This is a genomic window from Enterobacter cloacae complex sp. I1M, assembly GCF_014982425.1.
Classification (GTDB): domain Bacteria; phylum Pseudomonadota; class Gammaproteobacteria; order Enterobacterales; family Enterobacteriaceae; genus Enterobacter; species Enterobacter intestinihominis.
In genome coordinates, this window is the sequence record NZ_JADCLG010000041.1 from 101,434 (window position 1) to 118,186 (window position 16,753).

The following is a 16,753-nucleotide window of genomic DNA, read 5'->3' on the forward strand; positions in this document are numbered from 1 at the left end:
AAATACCCTTCAAAAATTTAGCGACAAAACAAAAGCATTCATGCACGAATGAATTATAATAGGATAAAAAAACCCTCTGCTTCTTATTCTAACTATTAATAGCAATATTGACACCAAAAAAAGAATGGATTGATCTAAAATGTTATAATATTGTCCATGCATCAGACAAAAAGACAATGAAGTCAATATGCATGGGATAATATACTTTTTATTAAAAATTGAGTGGAAAACACCGAAGATACAGCCCCTGTATATAATCTCCTCATAATATGGGACTACGAAGGTGGCTATTATAAATGCTATAAAACTAATATGGGAAGGTCCATAATGATATAAATTATCCCTGTAAAGATAAACATTATACTGAACCAGCAAAATGACAAACAACACAACAATAGAAAATTTTATTGAAGTTAAATCTCTACTTGGGCGTAATTTAAAACCATCCAACTTCCTTAAGTAAAAAATATACAAGAAAAATGCAATTGAAAATTCCGCAATAAACAATAAGAAAAATGACACATCGAGAGTAAGATAGCGGAGGGTTATGGATGGCGATAACGTAATTATTATTGAGATAACAGACGCAATAAAAAGAACAATTACGTTTTTCTTACTATAAATGAATGGATAGACATGCCTAAAGATTATCATGTTCAACCTATTATTAATTCATATTTTATATAAGAATCAACAAATATGGTTATGATATCGTAATCATTTTTTGATATCATGCACTTTAACTTCAGTGAACATTTGTAATGATTCCATTCTGCAACACAACAATTTTTATCGGAGTGTACTTTATTTACTTTTAAACCTATTCATCAAGTTAACGCCCCATCGAGTTACTGCTATTAATACAATCAACGCAATAAGAAACCTTGATATAATCCCTGGCCGTGATACTTCGTCAAACTCAAGAACTTCAGCGTATTTCAAAAGGGTAAATGCGATAATGAAAAAAAAATAAGTAAATTAGGAAATTTAAAAATTGTTTCATGCTTAACCCGATACTTGTGATTACATTAACTTTATCAAAAATAATAGTTCATCATGACTACTTCGAATAATCATTAAATATCGAAACACCTAGAATAACATTCAGTTATAATGAGCTTTTAAATTATTATCACACACAACTCAAATTACTTACCAACGGCATTGTCCGGGGCCGTTGTAATTATTACTTTTATCTTTACTACCACGATCTGAAAAACTATCTTTTGTGCACTGGCCAGCTATAGCTCCACCAATTACCCCAGCGGTCATACCCACTGGCCCCCCAGGAGAGCAGGCGATTAGACCACCGATGATTCCTGCGCCGCATGAGTCAACGCCCTTGTAAATAGAGCCATTGTTTCCTTTTGAATTACCAGATTTAGAGCTGGTGTTACGACTACCGGCACCTTCATAATTACCGCTTCCATTGCCGCCACTTACTAATGCTATCTCATTAAGGCTTAATGCTCTTATATTCGACATAAATCATCTCCATTTAATTTAGTTTTGCATTTTGTGCTAAAAAAATATCTTACATTACTTAATGTAAAGAAAGTGTATTTATGTAAGCAAATGTAAATAAGCTATTGAACTTCGTAAACCGTAGCTCCATTTGGGAGCAGTTCAGCTCCTGCATGGGCAGGCCTATAACACGAAATCGACCTGGAGGTACGGTAATGTTCAGGCATCTTTTCTGACGTCCAGCGCGCAATCACTTCTGCGTCGTAACAGATTTTACAGCCATGGCGCATCGCTTCGTTACGGACGTGCCAGAGTGTTTCGGCTTCTTCGGGCCTGGCTTTTCTTGGCATTACATACTCCTTTATGGATAAATCTGAATAACAAAAGCACGACCAACTGGAATGTGATATTGATGAAATATCAGAACCCAAACAAATGATAACGCTCAAATATGGAGATCACCGGATGACGATACCCACGCTTACGACAGAACGCTTATTACTTAAACCCCTTGTTGCCGCCGATGCCGTCCAGATCCAGCAACGCTATCCGCGCTGGGAAATTGTCCGCTATATGGTGGCTTCAGTCCCCTGGCCCTACCCGGAAAACGGTGCAGAAAATTATGTTAACAACGTTGCACTGCCCGACATGGCCAAAGGGATTGCGTGGTTCTGGACGATTCGCCGTCGCGAAGCGCCTGACGAACTGATGGGGTTGATTTGCCTGTATGACGTGGAGGACAACAACAGGGGGTTCTGGCTCGCGCCGGAATTTCAGGGCCAGGGATATATGCGTGAGGCGAGTATCGCGGCAACGGATTACTGGTTCAATACGCTTAACAAAGCGGTGTTACGCGCGCCGAAAGCGGCGGCCAACAGCCGCTCCCGACGTATTTCAGACAGCAGCGGCATGCGACTCATCAGGACAGAGAAGAAAGCCTATGTCAGCGGCCTGCTGGATTCGGAGCTGTGGGAAATCACCCGCGACGAGTGGAATGCCCGTCAGGTCAGCTGATAATGCTTATCCGGCATTAGCCTTTCAGGGATGTTCTCTTCATCGTTCATCTGCAACAGATCGCGCTCCATCATGTTGCAGATGGCGTCCAGCGGCAGATCGTTATCTTCCGTCCCAAACGGATCTTCCAGCTCTTCCGCCAGCGTATCAAGCGAGATAAAAGTGTAGGAAATCAGCGCAGAGACAAAGGGCGTCATGTAATGCAGATCAACAACCAGCGCAAACGGCAGCATGATGCAGAACAAATACACCGTCCGGTGCAGGATCAGCGTATAGGCAAACGGGACTGGCGTATTGGCGATACGCTCACAGCCTGCCAGCACGATGGACATATCGTTCAGGCGGTTGTTGAGGCTGTGAAACAGGATGTCTGAAAGGTGCCCGCTGCGCCGCCGCACGGCCAGCCACTCCCCCATGATCAGCAGGATACGGTTCGCCGGCGAGTTGGCATCCATCACTTTGCGTAAATCGTCTGGAGCCAGATAGCGGGACAGCTGATCGGCATTGGTTTCTCGGCGCAGGGTCATACGTAGACAGTTAGCAAAGGCGATTTGCAGGCGTACAAACTCTCCAAGATGTTTATCATCCGGCAAGGTGTTTTTTACCTCGCGAAACAGCGAGCGCGCCGCTATCATCAACTGCCCCCAAAGCAGACGCGCCTCAACGTAGCGCGAATAACAGGCGTTATTGCGAAATCCCAGGAAGATGGCGATAGCCACGCCCAGAATGCTGAACGGCGCGACGGTAAAGCGGATACCCAGCGAGGTGTACCACGGCAGCATGACAATCACGGCGATGGAAAGCAGGAAGTTAAGCAGCAGTCGGGTATAAATTTTGGGAAGTACCGAACCATGCCAGACAAAAATCAGTTGCAGCCAGTGCTGTTGAGGACGAACAATCATAATCAGCTTCAGAAAAGTAAAGAGCGCGGCTATTAAACGTGATCCTCATCACGGTTGCAAGCATGTTAATAGTTCATTGCATTTTCTGACCTGTTAAGCCCTGACCGCACGGTGCTGCCTGTGCTTTTTTAAAAAAAGGACGTATAGTATGTTGTAACTAATAATGGTCTGTTAAAAACCCGGCAAACGCCGGGCATTATGATTAGCAGAGCGGTTTCACCGCCTCGCGCATGCCTTTGCTTAAAATTGCTTCCAGATCCTGCGCAACCTGGTCTACCAGTCCGTTCACCAGAGTGAGATCCTGTTCCCAGTGCTCGCTCACGCTTAACACCGACGATACCAGTTCACGGGTAGTGACTTGTTTGTCGTGATGTTGCGTCCACAGCTGCTGGTAACGTTCAAGCCAGTGCGCATCGTCCTGCACCGGATAGCGCTCACCGTTGCGCTCGGCACGGTAAAATGCAATCAGCGCCGCCAGGGCAAAGGTCAGACGTGCTGGCAGTTCACCGGTCGCCTTCTGCCCTGCCAGCAGTTGCGGCAGAATGCGGGTGCGGTACTTGGTCATCCCGTTCAGTGCAATCGACAGCAGCTGATGCTTAATATACGGATTACGGAAACGCCCCGTTACGGCACTGGCGAAGGAGTGCAGCTCATCGCGCGGCAGATCCAGGACCGGAATAATCTCTTCATAAATAGCCTTCTCTACGAACGCGCAAATCTCCCCGTCGTTCATGGCTTCCCCTACCGTATCCAGCCCGGCCTGAAAAGCGACCGGAACCAGCGCCGTGTGTGCGCCGTTGAGGATCGCCACCTTACGCTCTTTATAAGGCTTGATATCGTCAACAATCAGGACGTTGAGCGGGTATTTATCCAGGCGCAATTCAGCTGAAAGTGATTTTGGCCCCTGAATAACAAACAGGTAGAAATGTTCTGCCGTGTCGAGGAAGCTGTCGTGATAGCCCAGCCCGGCTTCCAGCTCTGCCACCTCATCACGCGGATAGCCGGTAACAATGCGGTCAACCAGCGTCGAGCAGAAGGTGTTAGCGTTATTCAGCCACGCAATGAATGCCGCTGGCAGCGCCCACTCCTGTGCATAGCGCAGCACCAGTTCACGCAGGGCATCGCCGTTATAGTCGATAAGCTCACAAGGAATGATGATCCAGCCTTTATCCGCAGCCCCGTTAAAGTGGGTAAAGCGTTCGAACAGCAGACGCGTCAGTTTGGCCGGATAGCTGACAGCTGGCGCATCGTCAAACTTATCGCCCGCGTGATAGCCGATCCCCGCCTCCGTGGTATTGGAGAAGACAAACCGCATCTCCGGGTTATGGGCGAGTTTCAGGAATTCATCGTACTGGCTATAGACGCTGATTTCACGATTCACGGAACGAATAAGACGCGCATCGCTTACCGCTTCCCCCTCCTCATTCAGACCACGAATAATCGTGGTATACAGACCATCCTGGGTGCTCAGCGACGGCGGAAAATCACTCTGGATCGGCCGTACAATCACCACACCTCCATTGAGATCGGTATGCTCGTTTAAGAGGTCGATTTGCCAGTCAACGAACGCGCGGAGGAAGTTACCTTCGCCAAACTGGATGATACGTTCAGGGTAGCGCGCACCGGGGAAATCACGACGGTTGAGTGTGTTCACAATGGAGGTCCTTTATGATTAGTCATACAGCCTGATAAGATTGGTGTGATAACTTATCAAAACTTCAGGACCAGAACCCCTGTCTGGATCAACTCAGGACGCGATGGTGAAAAATATCAAAGAAATTTATAGAACACCGAAGTCGCCGTCATGTCCCCGTTCGGCATCAGGGCGTAGCGTGGGATCTCCCCCGCCTTTTGCCAGCCCGCTCTCTGATAAAACGTCTCCGCGCCGCTGCCGGTCGAGGTATCAAGCACCAGCACCGTAAGCGCTTTTTCACGCGCAACCGCCTCCAGGGCTTCCATCAGCGCCATTGCCGCACCTTTACGGCGCGCCTTCTCATGTACCAGAAGTTTCGCGACATCTGCGCGGTGCGGCTGGTTTTCCGGCTGGTCGGTGATCAGCTGGACCGTGCCAACCAGCCCCTGCTCCGCGTCAAAACAGCCCAGGACGGTACGCTCGTCGCGCCCGACGCTGTCTGCGACGCCGAGCCAGAAGGTTTGGGCTTTCTCGGGAGAAAAAGGCAGCATAAAGCTGACGGAGGCGCCGCCGTTGACACAGTTGACGAGGATATCGCTCAGGGCATCAATGTGGCTGAGGATGTCCTGTCGGGAGAGAGGTTTAATCAGCATGGGAGAGTTCATTGCGCGTCCTTAGGTTGAATCTCTCCACTTTGCTATTAACATTTTTGTTACGCAATAAGCGATGACATAGGATTTCGTTATGTCATTTTTCGCCGTGATGTTGCCGCTTCATGGCGTACATTTGCGCATCCGCGTGTTTTAACCATGCCTGCATATCGTTGCGGTGATGATCGAACTCGCTCAGCCCCCAGGAGAACTGTAACGACCAGGGATGCAGCTGACGCGCGTTATACTTCTCCGTTTGTTCGACGAGATACTGCATGGCGATCCAGGCGCCAGGCTCATCGGTATCCGCAAACAGCACCGCGAACTCATCTCCCCCGAAACGCACCAGCATATCGGCCTCGCGGAATGAGGAGCGCATCAGGGCGGCCATCGCTTTCAGGGCCTTGTCGCCCTCCTGATGCCCGAAGCGATCGTTAATGGTTTTGAAATGGTCCAGATCCAGCCAGCCAAGCGTTAAAGGTTCTGCCCTACGCTGCGAAACCGACAGTGCAAACTGCGCAAACTGGTTAAACCCGCGTCGGTTAAACAGGCCCGTGAGTTCATCGGTCGTGGCGGCGCTAACGGCTGCAAATTCATCTTCTGCCAGCGCGCTGAGATCGGCCAGTACGGCGGAATCCGCAGCGGTAAACTCACGCGGTGCGTAATCAATGAGACACAACGATCCTACGCACGCCCCGTCACGTAAACGCAGCGGGAAACCGGCATAAAAGCGCACGCCCGGATCTCCCGCCACCTGCGGATTATCCGCAAAGCGTTCGTCCAGCAGCGTGTCAGCCACCACCAGCGGCGCGTCACCCAGGATCGTATGACCACAAAACGAGAGATCGCGAGGCTGGCTGGCGAGTGCCCGCCCGTCGGCAGATTTCACGATCGCAGCGTGGTCATCCACCAGCGTAATCATCGCCAGCGGCACCCTGAAAAAGCGTGTTGCCAGCCGCGTGAGACGATCAAACGCGGGATAATTGTCGATATCAAGCAGACCGGACTCGCGCAGCGCATTCATGCGCTCCGTTTCATTCACGGGAATTAGAGGTGCTTTCATGACGTCTCCTGACGCTGAGCATTAGTAAAAGCGTAGCTTAAACAGAGACATTGTCAGTTCAGGAGGCACGATTTACCTCAATGACCAGCCAATGATGGATCACGTTGACGATATACTGTTGCTGCTGCGCACTCAGCGGCACGCCCTGCGGGATAGCATGCCACTTAGCCAGACAGCCCCGGCAGCAGGTTGCCGTGGCATGCTGGGCGATAAAAACCGGATGGCCGCGCATCGGCGTCTGCTTACCGTCATTCACCGGGTGTGCAGGCGCCAGCCGCGCGGCGACAAAATCAGCGGCATGCTTATCGATAGTGTCCGCGCCCTTATCCCAGCAGTATTGCCGCTCTTTCATCCCTAAATGAAATCGTGAACGAAACGTGGAGCGAGCCAGGCGCGTGAACAGAGGATCTAACGTGGACATCAGTATACGGACCGTCCAAGGCGTTTGGTCAGCTGTTCCAGCGCCGCGACGCCCGCCAGTGAGTTGCCGGTCTCGTCCAGTTCCGGGCTCCAGACGGCAATCGCCATCTCGTGCGGAACAATGGCCACAACGCCGCCGCCAACGCCGGATTTAGCCGGCAGCCCCACGCGCCAGGCAAACTCCCCGGCGTTCTGATACATTCCGCTGGTTGCCATTAAGGCGTTGATCTGCCGGGCCTGCATCGGGGAGACAACGTCCTCGCCCAGATGCGGGGCATGGCCCTGATGCGCCAGAAACAGAAAAGTCTGCGCCAGTTCAACGCAGTTCATCTTCAGGGCGCAGTAATGAAAATAGTTTTGCAGAACCGTGGCGACATCATTATGAAAGTTGCCGAAGGACTTCATCAGCCAGGCGATGGCGGCGTTACGTGCAGAGTGTTCAAACTCAGAGCGCGCTACCACCGGATCGTAGGCGATGTCCTGCACGCCGGAAAGCTGCCGCACAATCTGGAGCATACGCTGGCGCGGCGCGCTCAGACGGCTTTGCAGCATATCGCACACCACCAGCGCCCCGGCGTTGATAAACGGGTTGCGCGGCTTACCCTGTTCGATTTCAAGCTGGAGAAGGGAGTTGAAGGGCTGACCGGAGGGATCTTTGCCCACCCGCTGCCAGATCTCCTGCTCGTCATACTGGCGCATGGCGGCAACGAGGCTAAGCACTTTTGAGATCGACTGAATTGAAAAGCGCTCCAGTGCATCTCCCGCCTGAAAACGCTGCCCGTCGACAGTACAAATGGCGATGCCGAGCTTATAACCGCTGATCGAGGCCAGCGCGGGAATGTAATCGGCAACCTTACCCTGCCCCAGTAACGGACGAACCTGCGCCAGAATCTCGTCCAGCATCTCATTATGGATGACCGCAGCCACACTTTGCTCCTTGCCCTCAGGCTAAAACGGGCTGCGAGTATAACAGAGGCTTATACGTCACGTCAGGCAGGGAGACGAAAACGCGAGACGGCCTGCAACAAAAGATCTGACTCCCGATGCAGGCGCTCAGAGGCATTCGACGCTTCGCTAACCAGCACATCTGTCTGACGCGATACCTGATTCAGCGCCTGAAGTTGGCGCGTCATCTGATGAATGCTTTCCCCCTGATTTAGAGTGGCCAGCGAAATATCATTCAGCAGGCTACTCAGATTGGCCACCAACCCGGTGACCTGCTGGAGATTTTCTTCCAGACGGTTTACCACCTGAGAACCTTCTTCAATGCCCTGTAGCGAGTGGTTAATTAGCGACTGGATGGTTTGCGTAGAGTGACTGCTTTTTCTGGCCAGCAGCCCCACTTCACGGGCGACCACCGCGAACCCGCGCCCCTGTTCTCCCGCATGGGCGGCTTCAATGGCAGCGTTGAGGGCCAGAATATTGGTCTGAAACGCCACGCTGTCGATCATGGCGACGATCCCACGCATCTCTGAGGATCGATCGACGATCGTCTGCATTGAGCCATTCACCGCTGTCATCATTTGCTCCCCGCCGACGGCAGCCTGTCGGGCTTCATCCGCGCGCGAGCGGGCGAGTTTTGCATAACCCGTGTTCCCCTCAACGTGGTTTTCGAGATCGGCGATATGCGCGGTCACCTCCTCCAGCTCTTTGGCCTGTCGCGTGGACTGCTGATAAAGCTTCTGGTTCCCCTGCGCAAGTGACCCGATATTTTCGACCATAGAGGTAGTGGCCTCGCTGACCTGAGTCACCAGTTGCTGGAGCCCGCGCTGCATGGCGGTAATACTGCCGCTGAGCTGGCTGATTTCACTGTTAAAACGCACAACGTCAGGGGGTATTCCCGACAAATCCCCTGCCGCAAGCTGGTTAATATGGACAATCAGACGGCGTAGCGGGGATATCACCCATTTCGCCATTGCAAACCAGACGGCAATGGCAATAGCCAGCAGCACCAGCGGCGCAAACAGGAACAGCCGTTGCAGGCCTGAGAGTTGTTCCATGAGCGACTGACGCCCCTGTATCGCCTGCTTCTCACTCCGTTGCTGATAACGTGCAAAGTTGTCATTAAAATCGGTCTGAAACGCCTGGGCGGGTACGGCGAAAAAGAGGTCGATGCTGTTGGTTTTCACCAGCCCTTCCGCCTGCTCGCTAATGGCACCGAAGAACAGCTGATAGCTATTAACAAGCCCCTCGTCCTGCGGAGGATTAAGCGCGAGCCAGGCTTGCCATGCCTGCTGAGACGCCGCCAGGGATTTTTGCGCCTCGTCCATCAGGCTATGCCAGCTCCCTTCCGAACCGGTCTCTTTATCCTGCATAAAGTACACCCCGGAGCGGTTGAGCAGATCGCTCGCCGCAAGCAGCGAAATACGCGCCTGATCCAGTCTGCTCTGTTGCTGCCAGGCCAGCTGATTGCGCTGTTCGTTACGCTGGGCTTGATTCAGGGAAGCGGTAAGCAGGAAGGAGGATGAAAGTTGCAGGGCGGAGAAAAGGCCGATAATACAAAAGATGCCGGTCAGCAGGCCAAACTGACGAGGAAAAAAGCGCTGCGCAAGACGACGAAAAATTTGCGTTAGGTTCATAATTTTCTTCTGTAACAATACGTTAGACGCGAGCGAGTCTACGAAACGAAAATGACAGAACCATTGCAAAATAATGACAGGAAACGTGAATTGCCGGGTAGCGGCCTTGCCCTACCCGGCATCAACATTACACGCGATCCTTCCAGACCGTCTGAACGTTACAGAACTCATGCAGACCGAAATGTGAAAGCTCTCGCCCGAAGCCGCTCTTCTTCACTCCGCCAAACGCAACGCGCGCATCGCTTGCGCTGTAGCCATTGATAAAGACTCCGCCGCACTCCAGCTCGCGAGAGAAGGTTTCAGCCAGCGCATCGTTCGCGGTAAAGACCGTCGCTGATAAGCCAAAGTCGCTGTCGTTAGCCAGCTGCAACGCGTGCGACGCATCATTGGCGACGGTAATCGCAGCCACCGGGCCAAACAGCTCCTGACGGAAGGCCGTCATCTGTGGGGTGACGTCGCCGAGTACGGTTGGCGCATAAAAGTTACCGGTCCCGGCAAGCTTCTCGCCGCCGAGCAGCAGGGTCGCCCCTTCCGCCAGCGTAGCCTGTACCTGCTGTTGCAGTTCATCGCGAAGATCAAATCGCGCCATCGGGCCAATATAGTTATCTTCCTCATCCGGTGCGCCCATTTTCAGCGCCTTGACCGCGTCAACAAAGCGTTGGGTAAAGGTGTCTGCCACGCCAGCTTCCACAATAAAGCGTTTCGCCGCCGCGCAAACTTGTCCGGTATTCTGATAACGTCCGGCCACGGCCGCGTTGACAGCCAGATCCAGATCGGCATCATTCAGAACGATAAACGGATCGGAGCCGCCCAGCTCCAGCACGCATTTCTTCAGCGCCGCGCCCGCCTGCGCGCCAATTGCCGCACCAGCCCTAACGCTGCCGGTTACGGTCACCGCCGCGATACGCCGATCGTTAATCGCCTGGCTGACGCCGTCATTTGTCGCGTTCACCCAGCCAAAGATCCCCTCCGGGAAACCGGCATCCGCGAACACCTTCCCGATCAGCTCCGCCGAGCCGAGCACATTTGGCGCATGTTTAAGCAGATAGCTGTTCCCTGCCAGCAGGATCGGCACCGCACCGCGCAGCACCTGCCAGAGCGGGAAGTTCCACGGCATCACCGCCAGAATAGGCCCCAGCGGACGGTACTCAATCACCGCATTGTCGACCTGGGTAGATTCCGGGCGCAGCATTGCCGGGCCGTATTCAGCGTACCAGTCGCAAAGGCTGGCGGACTTAGCCACCTCCGCACGCGCCTGCACAATGGGCTTGCCCATCTCCCGGGAGATAGTCTGCGCCATCTCTTCCGCACGGCTACGCAGCGCCGCACCCAGATCGCGAAGTTTTTGCGCCCGGTGCGCCACGCTTTCGCGTCGCCACTGACGAAAACCGGTATCCGCCTGCGCAATGGCACGCTCAACGTCACCGGACGTTGCCCACGGGTAAGCAGCCAGCGTTTCGCCGGTAGCCGGGTTGACAGAGTAGGCATGGGTAGCAGATGAATACGTCATGAAGTTCTCCATGTAATAACAGTTGATTGATTGTGGCCCACTCTGCTATTTCTTAAAAATGAATAATACTCACCACCTTGTTCACGAATCGAGAATGGTATGGACTTAACACAGCTTGAGATGTTTAACGCCGTCGCACTGACCGGCAGCATTACCCAGGCGGCGCAGAAGGTACACCGGGTGCCGTCAAACCTCACCACCCGCATCCGACAGCTTGAAGCGGATCTCGGCGTGGAGCTGTTTATTCGCGAGAATCAGCGCCTGCGGCTTTCCCCCGCCGGGCACAATTTTTTGCGCTACAGCAAACAGATCCTGGCGCTGGTCGACGAAGCGCGAATGGTCGTCGCCGGGGATGAACCGCAGGGATTATTCTCGCTCGGCGCGCTGGAAAGTACCGCCGCCGTACGCATTCCGGAAAGTCTGGCGCGGTTTAATCAGCGCTATCCGCGCATTCAGTTTGCGTTGTCCACCGGGCCTTCCGGTACGATGATTGACGGTGTGCTTGAGGGGACGCTCAGCGCCGCCTTTGTCGACGGGCCGCTCTCACACCCCGAACTGGAAGGAATGCCGGTTTACCGGGAAGAGATGATGCTGGTCACCCCTGCGGGCCATGCGGAAGTGTCAAAAGCCACGCAGGTGAGCGGTAGCGACGTGTATGCCTTTCGCGCCAACTGTTCCTACCGGCGTCATCTGGAGAGCTGGTTTCATGCTGACCGCGTAACGCCGGGAAGGATCCACGAGATGGAGTCCTACCACGGGATGCTCGCCTGCGTGATTGCCGGGGCAGGCATTGCGCTGATGCCCCGCTCCATGCTGGAGAGTATGCCGGGGCATCATCAGGTGGCGGCGTGGCCGCTGGCGGAAAACTGGCGCTGGCTCACCACCTGGCTGGTGTGGCGACGCGGGGCGATGACCCGCCAGCTTGAGGCGTTTATAGGGCTGCTAAACGAACGTCAGCCACCAGTGTCTTCTCCATAAACAGGCTCAGCGGATCCTCGTTGTAGGGGGCAAACGCGGGGCGCCGTTCGTATCCACACTGTTGATACAGACGAATAGCGGCGTGTTGTTTGAACCCCGTCTCCAGCCGGACGGTGTGGCAGCAGCGGCTGAGGGCTTCATCTTCCAGCGCCGCCAGTAATTTATCACCCAGCCGTTGCCCGCGATGGGTTGGATCAATATAGACCCGTTTCATTTCCCCGGTCCCGTCCCCGTTCAAAACAACAGCGCCACACCCGACGGCGTTAAGCTGAGTGTCACGAATAATCATCAGGATCAGCGAGTCGTCCGGCAGTTCGGTTAAATCCAGCAGATGATTACTTTCCGCGGGATAGAGAACGCTTTGATAACGGTCCAGCGCCGTAATCAGGGCGAGAATATCTGGATGATGGGCGGATTCAGCGGTAATAGAATACATGGCAGGCTCCTTGTCGTTTTCGTTCAACATACCGCCCGCCCTGTATACCGGCGTCATAGTTTTTAATGATGACCGTAATCCTGGAGACGAAGGAAAATTTTCCCCTTCATATACAGCGTGGCCTGCCCGCCAATCAGCACGCGGTCGCCTTTCAGCTCGCAGCGCAGATCCCCGCCGCGCAAGGAGACCTGGCGGGCCGACATCTGCGTTTTTCCAAGCTTTTCGCTCCAGTACGGGATCAGCATGCTGTGCGCTGATCCCGTCACCGGATCCTCCGGTACCCCTTCCCCCGGGCAGAAGAAGCGGCTGACGAAATCATACTCATCCCCCGGCGCCGTAACGCAGACCATTTTCCCCAGCGGGAGCATGGCTGTGATATTAGGCGTCAGCGCCTCTACCTGCCGCTGGCTGTCGAGCACCACCATGTAATCGCGCCCTGCACGCACCTCTTTTGCCGCGTTAATGCCCAGCGCGCTGAATAGCACTGCGGGTGGAATATCGACAACCTCGGTTGACCACGCCGGGAAATTAAGCGTCAGCCAGTCGCCGCTGCGTTGTACCGTCAGTTCGCCGACAAAGCGCGTGGTGAAGGTGATTTCCGTGTGCGGATAATCCAGGTATTCGAAAATAACGTGAGAAGCCGCGAGGGTTGCGTGGCCGCAGAGGTTAATTTCATCCTGCGTGGTAAACCAGCGCAGTTCAAACCCGTTATCCGTTCGGACAAAGAACGCCGTCTCTGACTGATTATGCTGCTTCGCCATCTTCAGCAACGTCTCATCCGGCAGCCACGCTTCCAGCGGACACACCGCCGCCGCATTGCCGCCGAACGCCCTGTCGCTGAAGGCATCCACCAGATAAAAATCAATTTCCTGCATCGTTGGTTCCTCTTAAATTTATTCAGCGCAGAAATACTGTGCCCTTCAGATACAGCGCCGCCTGCCCGCCCATCCGCACGCGGTCGCCTTTCAGTTCGCAGCGTACGTCGCCACCACGGGCAGAAACCTGACGGGCAAACATCTGTGTTTTGCCAAGCTGTTCACTCCAGTAAGGGATCAGCATGGTGTGCGCGGAGCCGGTGACAGGATCTTCCGGCACGGCCACGCCCGGCGAGAAGAAACGACTGACAAAGTCGTATTCCCCCTCGTCCCGGGCGGTGACGGCCACTTTATGCTCCCCCGGCGTCATGGCGGAGAAATCCGGATTAATGGCTTCCACCTGCTCGCGGCTCTCCAGTACCAGCACCCAGGCGCGGCCTTTTCGCGCCTCGACGTAGTGGCTGATACCGAGTGCGGCGAGCATCTCCGGTGGCGGCGTCTGTGCCTGCGTCGGGCAGGCCGGGAAGTCCAGCGTCATCCAGTCACCTTCACGGCTGACGGTCAGGCGACCAGAAGCGGTGTCAAAATGAAGGCGTGAGTCCGGATAATCCAGTTCGTTAAACAGAACATACGCCGCGGCAAGCGTCGCGTGACCACACAGATTAACCTCGGTGAGCGTGGTGAACCAGCGCAGCTCAATCCCCCCTTTGGTGCACACAAAAAACGCGGTTTCCGACTGGTTATGCTGTTGTGCCATCCGCAGTAACGTCTCATCCGGCAGCCACGCGTCGAGCGGGCACACCGCCGCCGGGTTGCCGCCAAAGGAGGACTCGCTGAACGCATCTACCAGATAAAAATCAATCTCCTGCATCGTGTTACCGCCTGTTTTTGTTGTGTTGTTCTTTATCTTCAATGAAAACAACCGCGTTCGCTACCGCTGCATGAAGGTAAATTTTGTGATTCACATCACATAACGGTTGAGTTTTCGCCGTTTAAGGCTTTAAGATCGTCTCCTCATCTTTCAGGCAACGAATCCCAGATATCCCTATGACAACACACACGGTTTCCCGCAGGGTCGCGTGGCTACGCGTGGTCACGCTCGCCATCGCAGCGTTTATTTTCAACACCACGGAATTTGTTCCGGTTGGGCTGCTGTCCGACATTGCAGCCAGCTTCCATATGGAAACGGCACAGGTTGGCATTATGCTGACCATCTATGCATGGGTGGTAGCGCTGATGTCGCTGCCGTTTATGCTGCTGACCAGCCAGATGGAACGTCGTAAGCTGCTGATTGGGCTGTTTGTGGTGTTCATAGCCAGCCATGTGCTGTCATTTATGGCATGGAACTTTACGGTGCTGGTGATCAGCCGCGTCGGCATCGCGTTTGCCCATGCCGTTTTCTGGTCGATCACCGCATCGCTCGCCATTCGTCTCGCCCCGGCGGGGAAACGCGCCCAGGCGTTGAGCCTGATTGCCACCGGAACGGCGCTGGCGATGGTGTTAGGCCTGCCGATCGGGCGCATTGTGGGTCAATACTTCGGCTGGCGCACCACCTTCTTTGCCATCGGCATGGGGGCGCTGATCACCCTGGTGTGTCTGATCAAACTGCTGCCAAAACTGCCCAGCGAACACTCCGGCTCGCTGAAAAGTCTGCCGCTGCTGATGCGTCGACCAGCGCTGATGAGCATCTATCTGCTGACCGTGATTGTGGTGACCGCCCATTACACGGCCTACAGCTATATTGAGCCGTTTGTTCAGGTTGTGGCGGGCTTTAGCGCTAACTTCGCCACCGTTCTGCTGCTGATCCTGGGCGGCGCGGGGATTATCGGCAGTATCCTGTTCGGGAAGCTGGGCAATAAGCACGCGTCTGCGCTTGTAAGCAGTGCGATTGGCCTGCTGCTGGCGTGCCTGCTGTTACTGATGCCTGCGGCAGGCAGCGAGAGTCATCTGGCGATCCTCAGTCTGTTCTGGGGCGTGGCGATCATGATTATTGGTCTGGGAATGCAGGTCAAAGTGCTGGCCCTGGCCCCGGACGCCACGGACGTGGCAATGTCGCTGTTCTCGGGAATTTTTAATCTGGGAATTGGGGCCGGTGCGCTGGTGGGAAATCAGATCAGCCTGCATGTATCGATGTCGGCCATTGGCTATCTCGGGGCGATTCCCGCGCTGATTGCGCTGATCTGGTCGGTGCTTATCTTCCGTAAATGGCCGGTCGCGATGGAAGAACAGACCAGCCACGGTTGACGTTTGTTATGCCGGGTGGCGGCTTCGCCTTACCCGGCCTACGAAGCATTAATATCCGTGTTCTTCATCACCGCCAAGATAACGGAATCTTTCATCTGTCATTTTGGTCTGACAATCATAGATACCGATTCTCGTTGCCAGAGGAGTGGTTGCAGAAGACGCATCGCTTATTTTGCCGCATTTTTTAGCTTTTTCATTGATCCACATGTTCTGCTCCTTTTTCATCGAAGCTTTGACGGAATCAGGAAGATACTTCCATAGTTCGTTTAACTGGCGATCGCTCTCGGAATAATTATGTGCGGCAATATTTAATTTATTATTGAGTTCAGCCTTTTGAAGTTCATCTTTATTCATGGCGAGAGTAGCCATCGCCGCTATTGATTCAGAAATATAATCTTTATTATTGTATTCATATGAAACTGAAATATCTTTTCCGTTATCCGCCATCGCTAACGAGTAGGTAAACTTGTCCCATTGAACGTTATTGTTAAGCACCTTTCCACCATCGTTAATTATACGTCTCAGTCTGTCTGGGTAGGATGCAATGTAACCCATGATTTCAGAAGGCACCGTGAGCGTGACGGTCGCGCTACAGCGCCGCGCCTGCGCTTCGTCATCAGACGATTTTGTTGTGACATTCGCCATTACAATTGCGATTTCATTAGCTTTTGCAATGTAGTCCTTCAGCGGTTTACCGTAGAAATCTGAGGGGTTAGCGAGATAAGCTACCTGTAACTTACTGACTGCATCATCTCTTATTTTTGACTGAGCAGCAGAGATGGCATCATCGCGACCGCATTTGAAATCTGGCGTGGAATCGAACAACCCAGCATTGGCATTTAATGAAAAAAGCAGTGTGCTCACTGCGATAAATGAATATTTTTCTCGCATGTCTATAACCCGAAAAGAAATGAGTGCTGAACGTTACTTTAAGCGGTAATACACAGCAAGGCAGTGGATAATATTAATGCTGAAAAAATTCGATTTTCAGAATGCATTTATATTCATAAGAATTATATCCATTGCGAGTAGGCCGGGTAAGGCG

General features: G+C 53.3%; 17 protein-coding genes. 3 read left to right on the forward strand and 14 right to left on the reverse strand.

Going from position 1 to position 16,753, the window contains the following annotated elements; all coding sequences use genetic code 11:
* Nucleotides 1-9: 9 nt before the first annotated feature.
* Complete coding sequence (locus tag INF86_RS20570) at nt 10-654, reverse strand: CPBP family intramembrane glutamic endopeptidase (protein ID WP_193543886.1); 645 nt, start codon at nt 652-654, stop codon at nt 10-12.
* A gap of 498 nt (nt 655-1,152) precedes the next feature.
* Complete coding sequence (locus tag INF86_RS20575) at nt 1,153-1,485, reverse strand: hypothetical protein (protein ID WP_193543887.1); 333 nt, start codon at nt 1,483-1,485, stop codon at nt 1,153-1,155.
* A 444-nt stretch (nt 1,486-1,929) separates the two neighbouring features.
* On the opposite strand from INF86_RS20575, the gene INF86_RS20580 reads away from it, so the two are divergent.
* A complete protein-coding gene (locus INF86_RS20580) occupies nt 1,930-2,478 on the forward strand; it encodes a GNAT family N-acetyltransferase (RefSeq protein ID WP_023300104.1) in 549 nt (182 codons plus the stop codon).
* On the opposite strand, the gene INF86_RS20585 is transcribed toward INF86_RS20580, so the two are convergent.
* From INF86_RS20585 to sad, 8 genes are all read right to left on the reverse strand, one after another.
* A complete protein-coding gene (locus INF86_RS20585; RefSeq protein WP_003857155.1) occupies nt 2,466-3,380 on the reverse strand; it encodes a bestrophin family protein in 915 nt (304 codons plus the stop codon). The two genes, INF86_RS20580 and INF86_RS20585, sit on opposite strands and share 13 nt — an antisense overlap.
* Before the next feature lie 202 nt (nt 3,381-3,582).
* On the reverse strand, nt 3,583-5,034 hold the full coding sequence (locus INF86_RS20590) for a tagaturonate reductase (protein ID WP_045622735.1): 1,452 nt from the start codon (nt 5,032-5,034) through the stop codon (nt 3,583-3,585).
* A 116-nt stretch (nt 5,035-5,150) separates the two neighbouring features.
* Nucleotides 5,151-5,678: a GNAT family N-acetyltransferase gene (locus INF86_RS20595; RefSeq protein ID WP_032624259.1), complete on the reverse strand. Its 528-nt coding sequence runs from the start codon at nt 5,676-5,678 to the stop codon at nt 5,151-5,153.
* Between the two features lie 82 nt (nt 5,679-5,760).
* A complete protein-coding gene (locus tag INF86_RS20600; RefSeq protein WP_193543888.1) occupies nt 5,761-6,726 on the reverse strand; it encodes a sensor domain-containing diguanylate cyclase in 966 nt (321 codons plus the stop codon).
* Between the two features lie 58 nt (nt 6,727-6,784).
* Nucleotides 6,785-7,147 carry a DUF4186 domain-containing protein gene (locus INF86_RS20605; RefSeq protein WP_022648114.1) on the reverse strand — a complete coding sequence of 121 codons (363 nt, stop codon included), beginning with the start codon at nt 7,145-7,147 and terminating at the stop codon, nt 6,785-6,787.
* Nucleotides 7,147-8,073, reverse strand: coding sequence for a glutaminase B (gene glsB, locus INF86_RS20610; RefSeq protein ID WP_193543889.1), 927 nt, complete (start codon nt 8,071-8,073; stop codon nt 7,147-7,149). Before glsB ends, INF86_RS20605 begins: the two co-directional genes overlap by 1 nt.
* A 62-nt stretch (nt 8,074-8,135) precedes the next feature.
* Complete coding sequence (locus tag INF86_RS20615) at nt 8,136-9,725, reverse strand: methyl-accepting chemotaxis protein (RefSeq protein WP_069596556.1); 1,590 nt, start codon at nt 9,723-9,725, stop codon at nt 8,136-8,138.
* Between the two features lie 127 nt (nt 9,726-9,852).
* Complete coding sequence (gene sad, locus INF86_RS20620; protein ID WP_169441104.1) at nt 9,853-11,235, reverse strand: succinate-semialdehyde dehydrogenase; 1,383 nt, start codon at nt 11,233-11,235, stop codon at nt 9,853-9,855.
* 99 nt (nt 11,236-11,334) lie between these two features.
* On the opposite strand from sad, the gene INF86_RS20625 reads away from it, so the two are divergent.
* Nucleotides 11,335-12,213 carry a LysR family transcriptional regulator gene (locus INF86_RS20625; protein WP_045622741.1) on the forward strand — a complete coding sequence of 293 codons (879 nt, stop codon included), beginning with the start codon at nt 11,335-11,337 and terminating at the stop codon, nt 12,211-12,213.
* Here the strand turns inward: INF86_RS20625 and INF86_RS20630 are convergent.
* From INF86_RS20630 to INF86_RS20640, 3 genes are all read right to left on the reverse strand, one after another.
* Nucleotides 12,167-12,649: a GNAT family N-acetyltransferase gene (locus INF86_RS20630; RefSeq protein WP_193543890.1), complete on the reverse strand. Its 483-nt coding sequence runs from the start codon at nt 12,647-12,649 to the stop codon at nt 12,167-12,169. The two genes, INF86_RS20625 and INF86_RS20630, sit on opposite strands and share 47 nt — an antisense overlap.
* Before the next feature lie 62 nt (nt 12,650-12,711).
* Nucleotides 12,712-13,524, reverse strand: coding sequence for a PhzF family phenazine biosynthesis protein (locus INF86_RS20635; protein ID WP_193543891.1), 813 nt, complete (start codon nt 13,522-13,524; stop codon nt 12,712-12,714).
* A gap of 22 nt (nt 13,525-13,546) precedes the next feature.
* Complete coding sequence (locus INF86_RS20640) at nt 13,547-14,335, reverse strand: PhzF family phenazine biosynthesis protein (RefSeq protein ID WP_063137745.1); 789 nt, start codon at nt 14,333-14,335, stop codon at nt 13,547-13,549.
* Between the two features lie 176 nt (nt 14,336-14,511).
* On the opposite strand from INF86_RS20640, the gene INF86_RS20645 reads away from it, so the two are divergent.
* Nucleotides 14,512-15,708, forward strand: coding sequence for a sugar transporter (locus tag INF86_RS20645; protein ID WP_022648106.1), 1,197 nt, complete (start codon nt 14,512-14,514; stop codon nt 15,706-15,708).
* Nucleotides 15,709-15,756: 48 nt separating this feature from the next.
* On the opposite strand, the gene INF86_RS20650 is transcribed toward INF86_RS20645, so the two are convergent.
* Nucleotides 15,757-16,599 carry a lysozyme inhibitor LprI family protein gene (locus tag INF86_RS20650; RefSeq protein WP_063137743.1) on the reverse strand — a complete coding sequence of 281 codons (843 nt, stop codon included), beginning with the start codon at nt 16,597-16,599 and terminating at the stop codon, nt 15,757-15,759.
* Nucleotides 16,600-16,753 lie beyond the last annotated feature (154 nt).

Excerpts from the sequence above, each read along its gene's own strand:
- INF86_RS20650 (WP_063137743.1), bottom strand. The coding sequence starts at position 16,599 with ATGCGAGAAAAATATTCATTTATCGCAGTGAGCACACTGCTTTTTTCA.
- INF86_RS20615 (WP_069596556.1), bottom strand. The coding sequence starts at position 9,725 with ATGAACCTAACGCAAATTTTTCGTCGTCTTGCGCAGCGCTTTTTTCCT.
- INF86_RS20605 (WP_022648114.1), bottom strand. The coding sequence starts at position 7,147 with ATGTCCACGTTAGATCCTCTGTTCACGCGCCTGGCTCGCTCCACGTTT.
- INF86_RS20585 (WP_003857155.1), bottom strand. The coding sequence starts at position 3,380 with ATGATTGTTCGTCCTCAACAGCACTGGCTGCAACTGATTTTTGTCTGG.
- sad (WP_169441104.1), bottom strand. The coding sequence starts at position 11,235 with ATGACGTATTCATCTGCTACCCATGCCTACTCTGTCAACCCGGCTACC.
- INF86_RS20600 (WP_193543888.1), bottom strand. The coding sequence starts at position 6,726 with ATGAAAGCACCTCTAATTCCCGTGAATGAAACGGAGCGCATGAATGCG.
- INF86_RS20595 (WP_032624259.1), bottom strand. The coding sequence starts at position 5,678 with ATGAACTCTCCCATGCTGATTAAACCTCTCTCCCGACAGGACATCCTC.
- INF86_RS20640 (WP_063137745.1), bottom strand. The coding sequence starts at position 14,335 with ATGCAGGAGATTGATTTTTATCTGGTAGATGCGTTCAGCGAGTCCTCC.
- INF86_RS20575 (WP_193543887.1), bottom strand. The coding sequence starts at position 1,485 with ATGTCGAATATAAGAGCATTAAGCCTTAATGAGATAGCATTAGTAAGT.
- INF86_RS20635 (WP_193543891.1), bottom strand. The coding sequence starts at position 13,524 with ATGCAGGAAATTGATTTTTATCTGGTGGATGCCTTCAGCGACAGGGCG.
- INF86_RS20625 (WP_045622741.1), top strand. The coding sequence starts at position 11,335 with ATGGACTTAACACAGCTTGAGATGTTTAACGCCGTCGCACTGACCGGC.
- INF86_RS20570 (WP_193543886.1), bottom strand. The coding sequence starts at position 654 with ATGATAATCTTTAGGCATGTCTATCCATTCATTTATAGTAAGAAAAAC.
- INF86_RS20630 (WP_193543890.1), bottom strand. The coding sequence starts at position 12,649 with ATGTATTCTATTACCGCTGAATCCGCCCATCATCCAGATATTCTCGCC.
- INF86_RS20645 (WP_022648106.1), top strand. The coding sequence starts at position 14,512 with ATGACAACACACACGGTTTCCCGCAGGGTCGCGTGGCTACGCGTGGTC.
- INF86_RS20580 (WP_023300104.1), top strand. The coding sequence starts at position 1,930 with ATGACGATACCCACGCTTACGACAGAACGCTTATTACTTAAACCCCTT.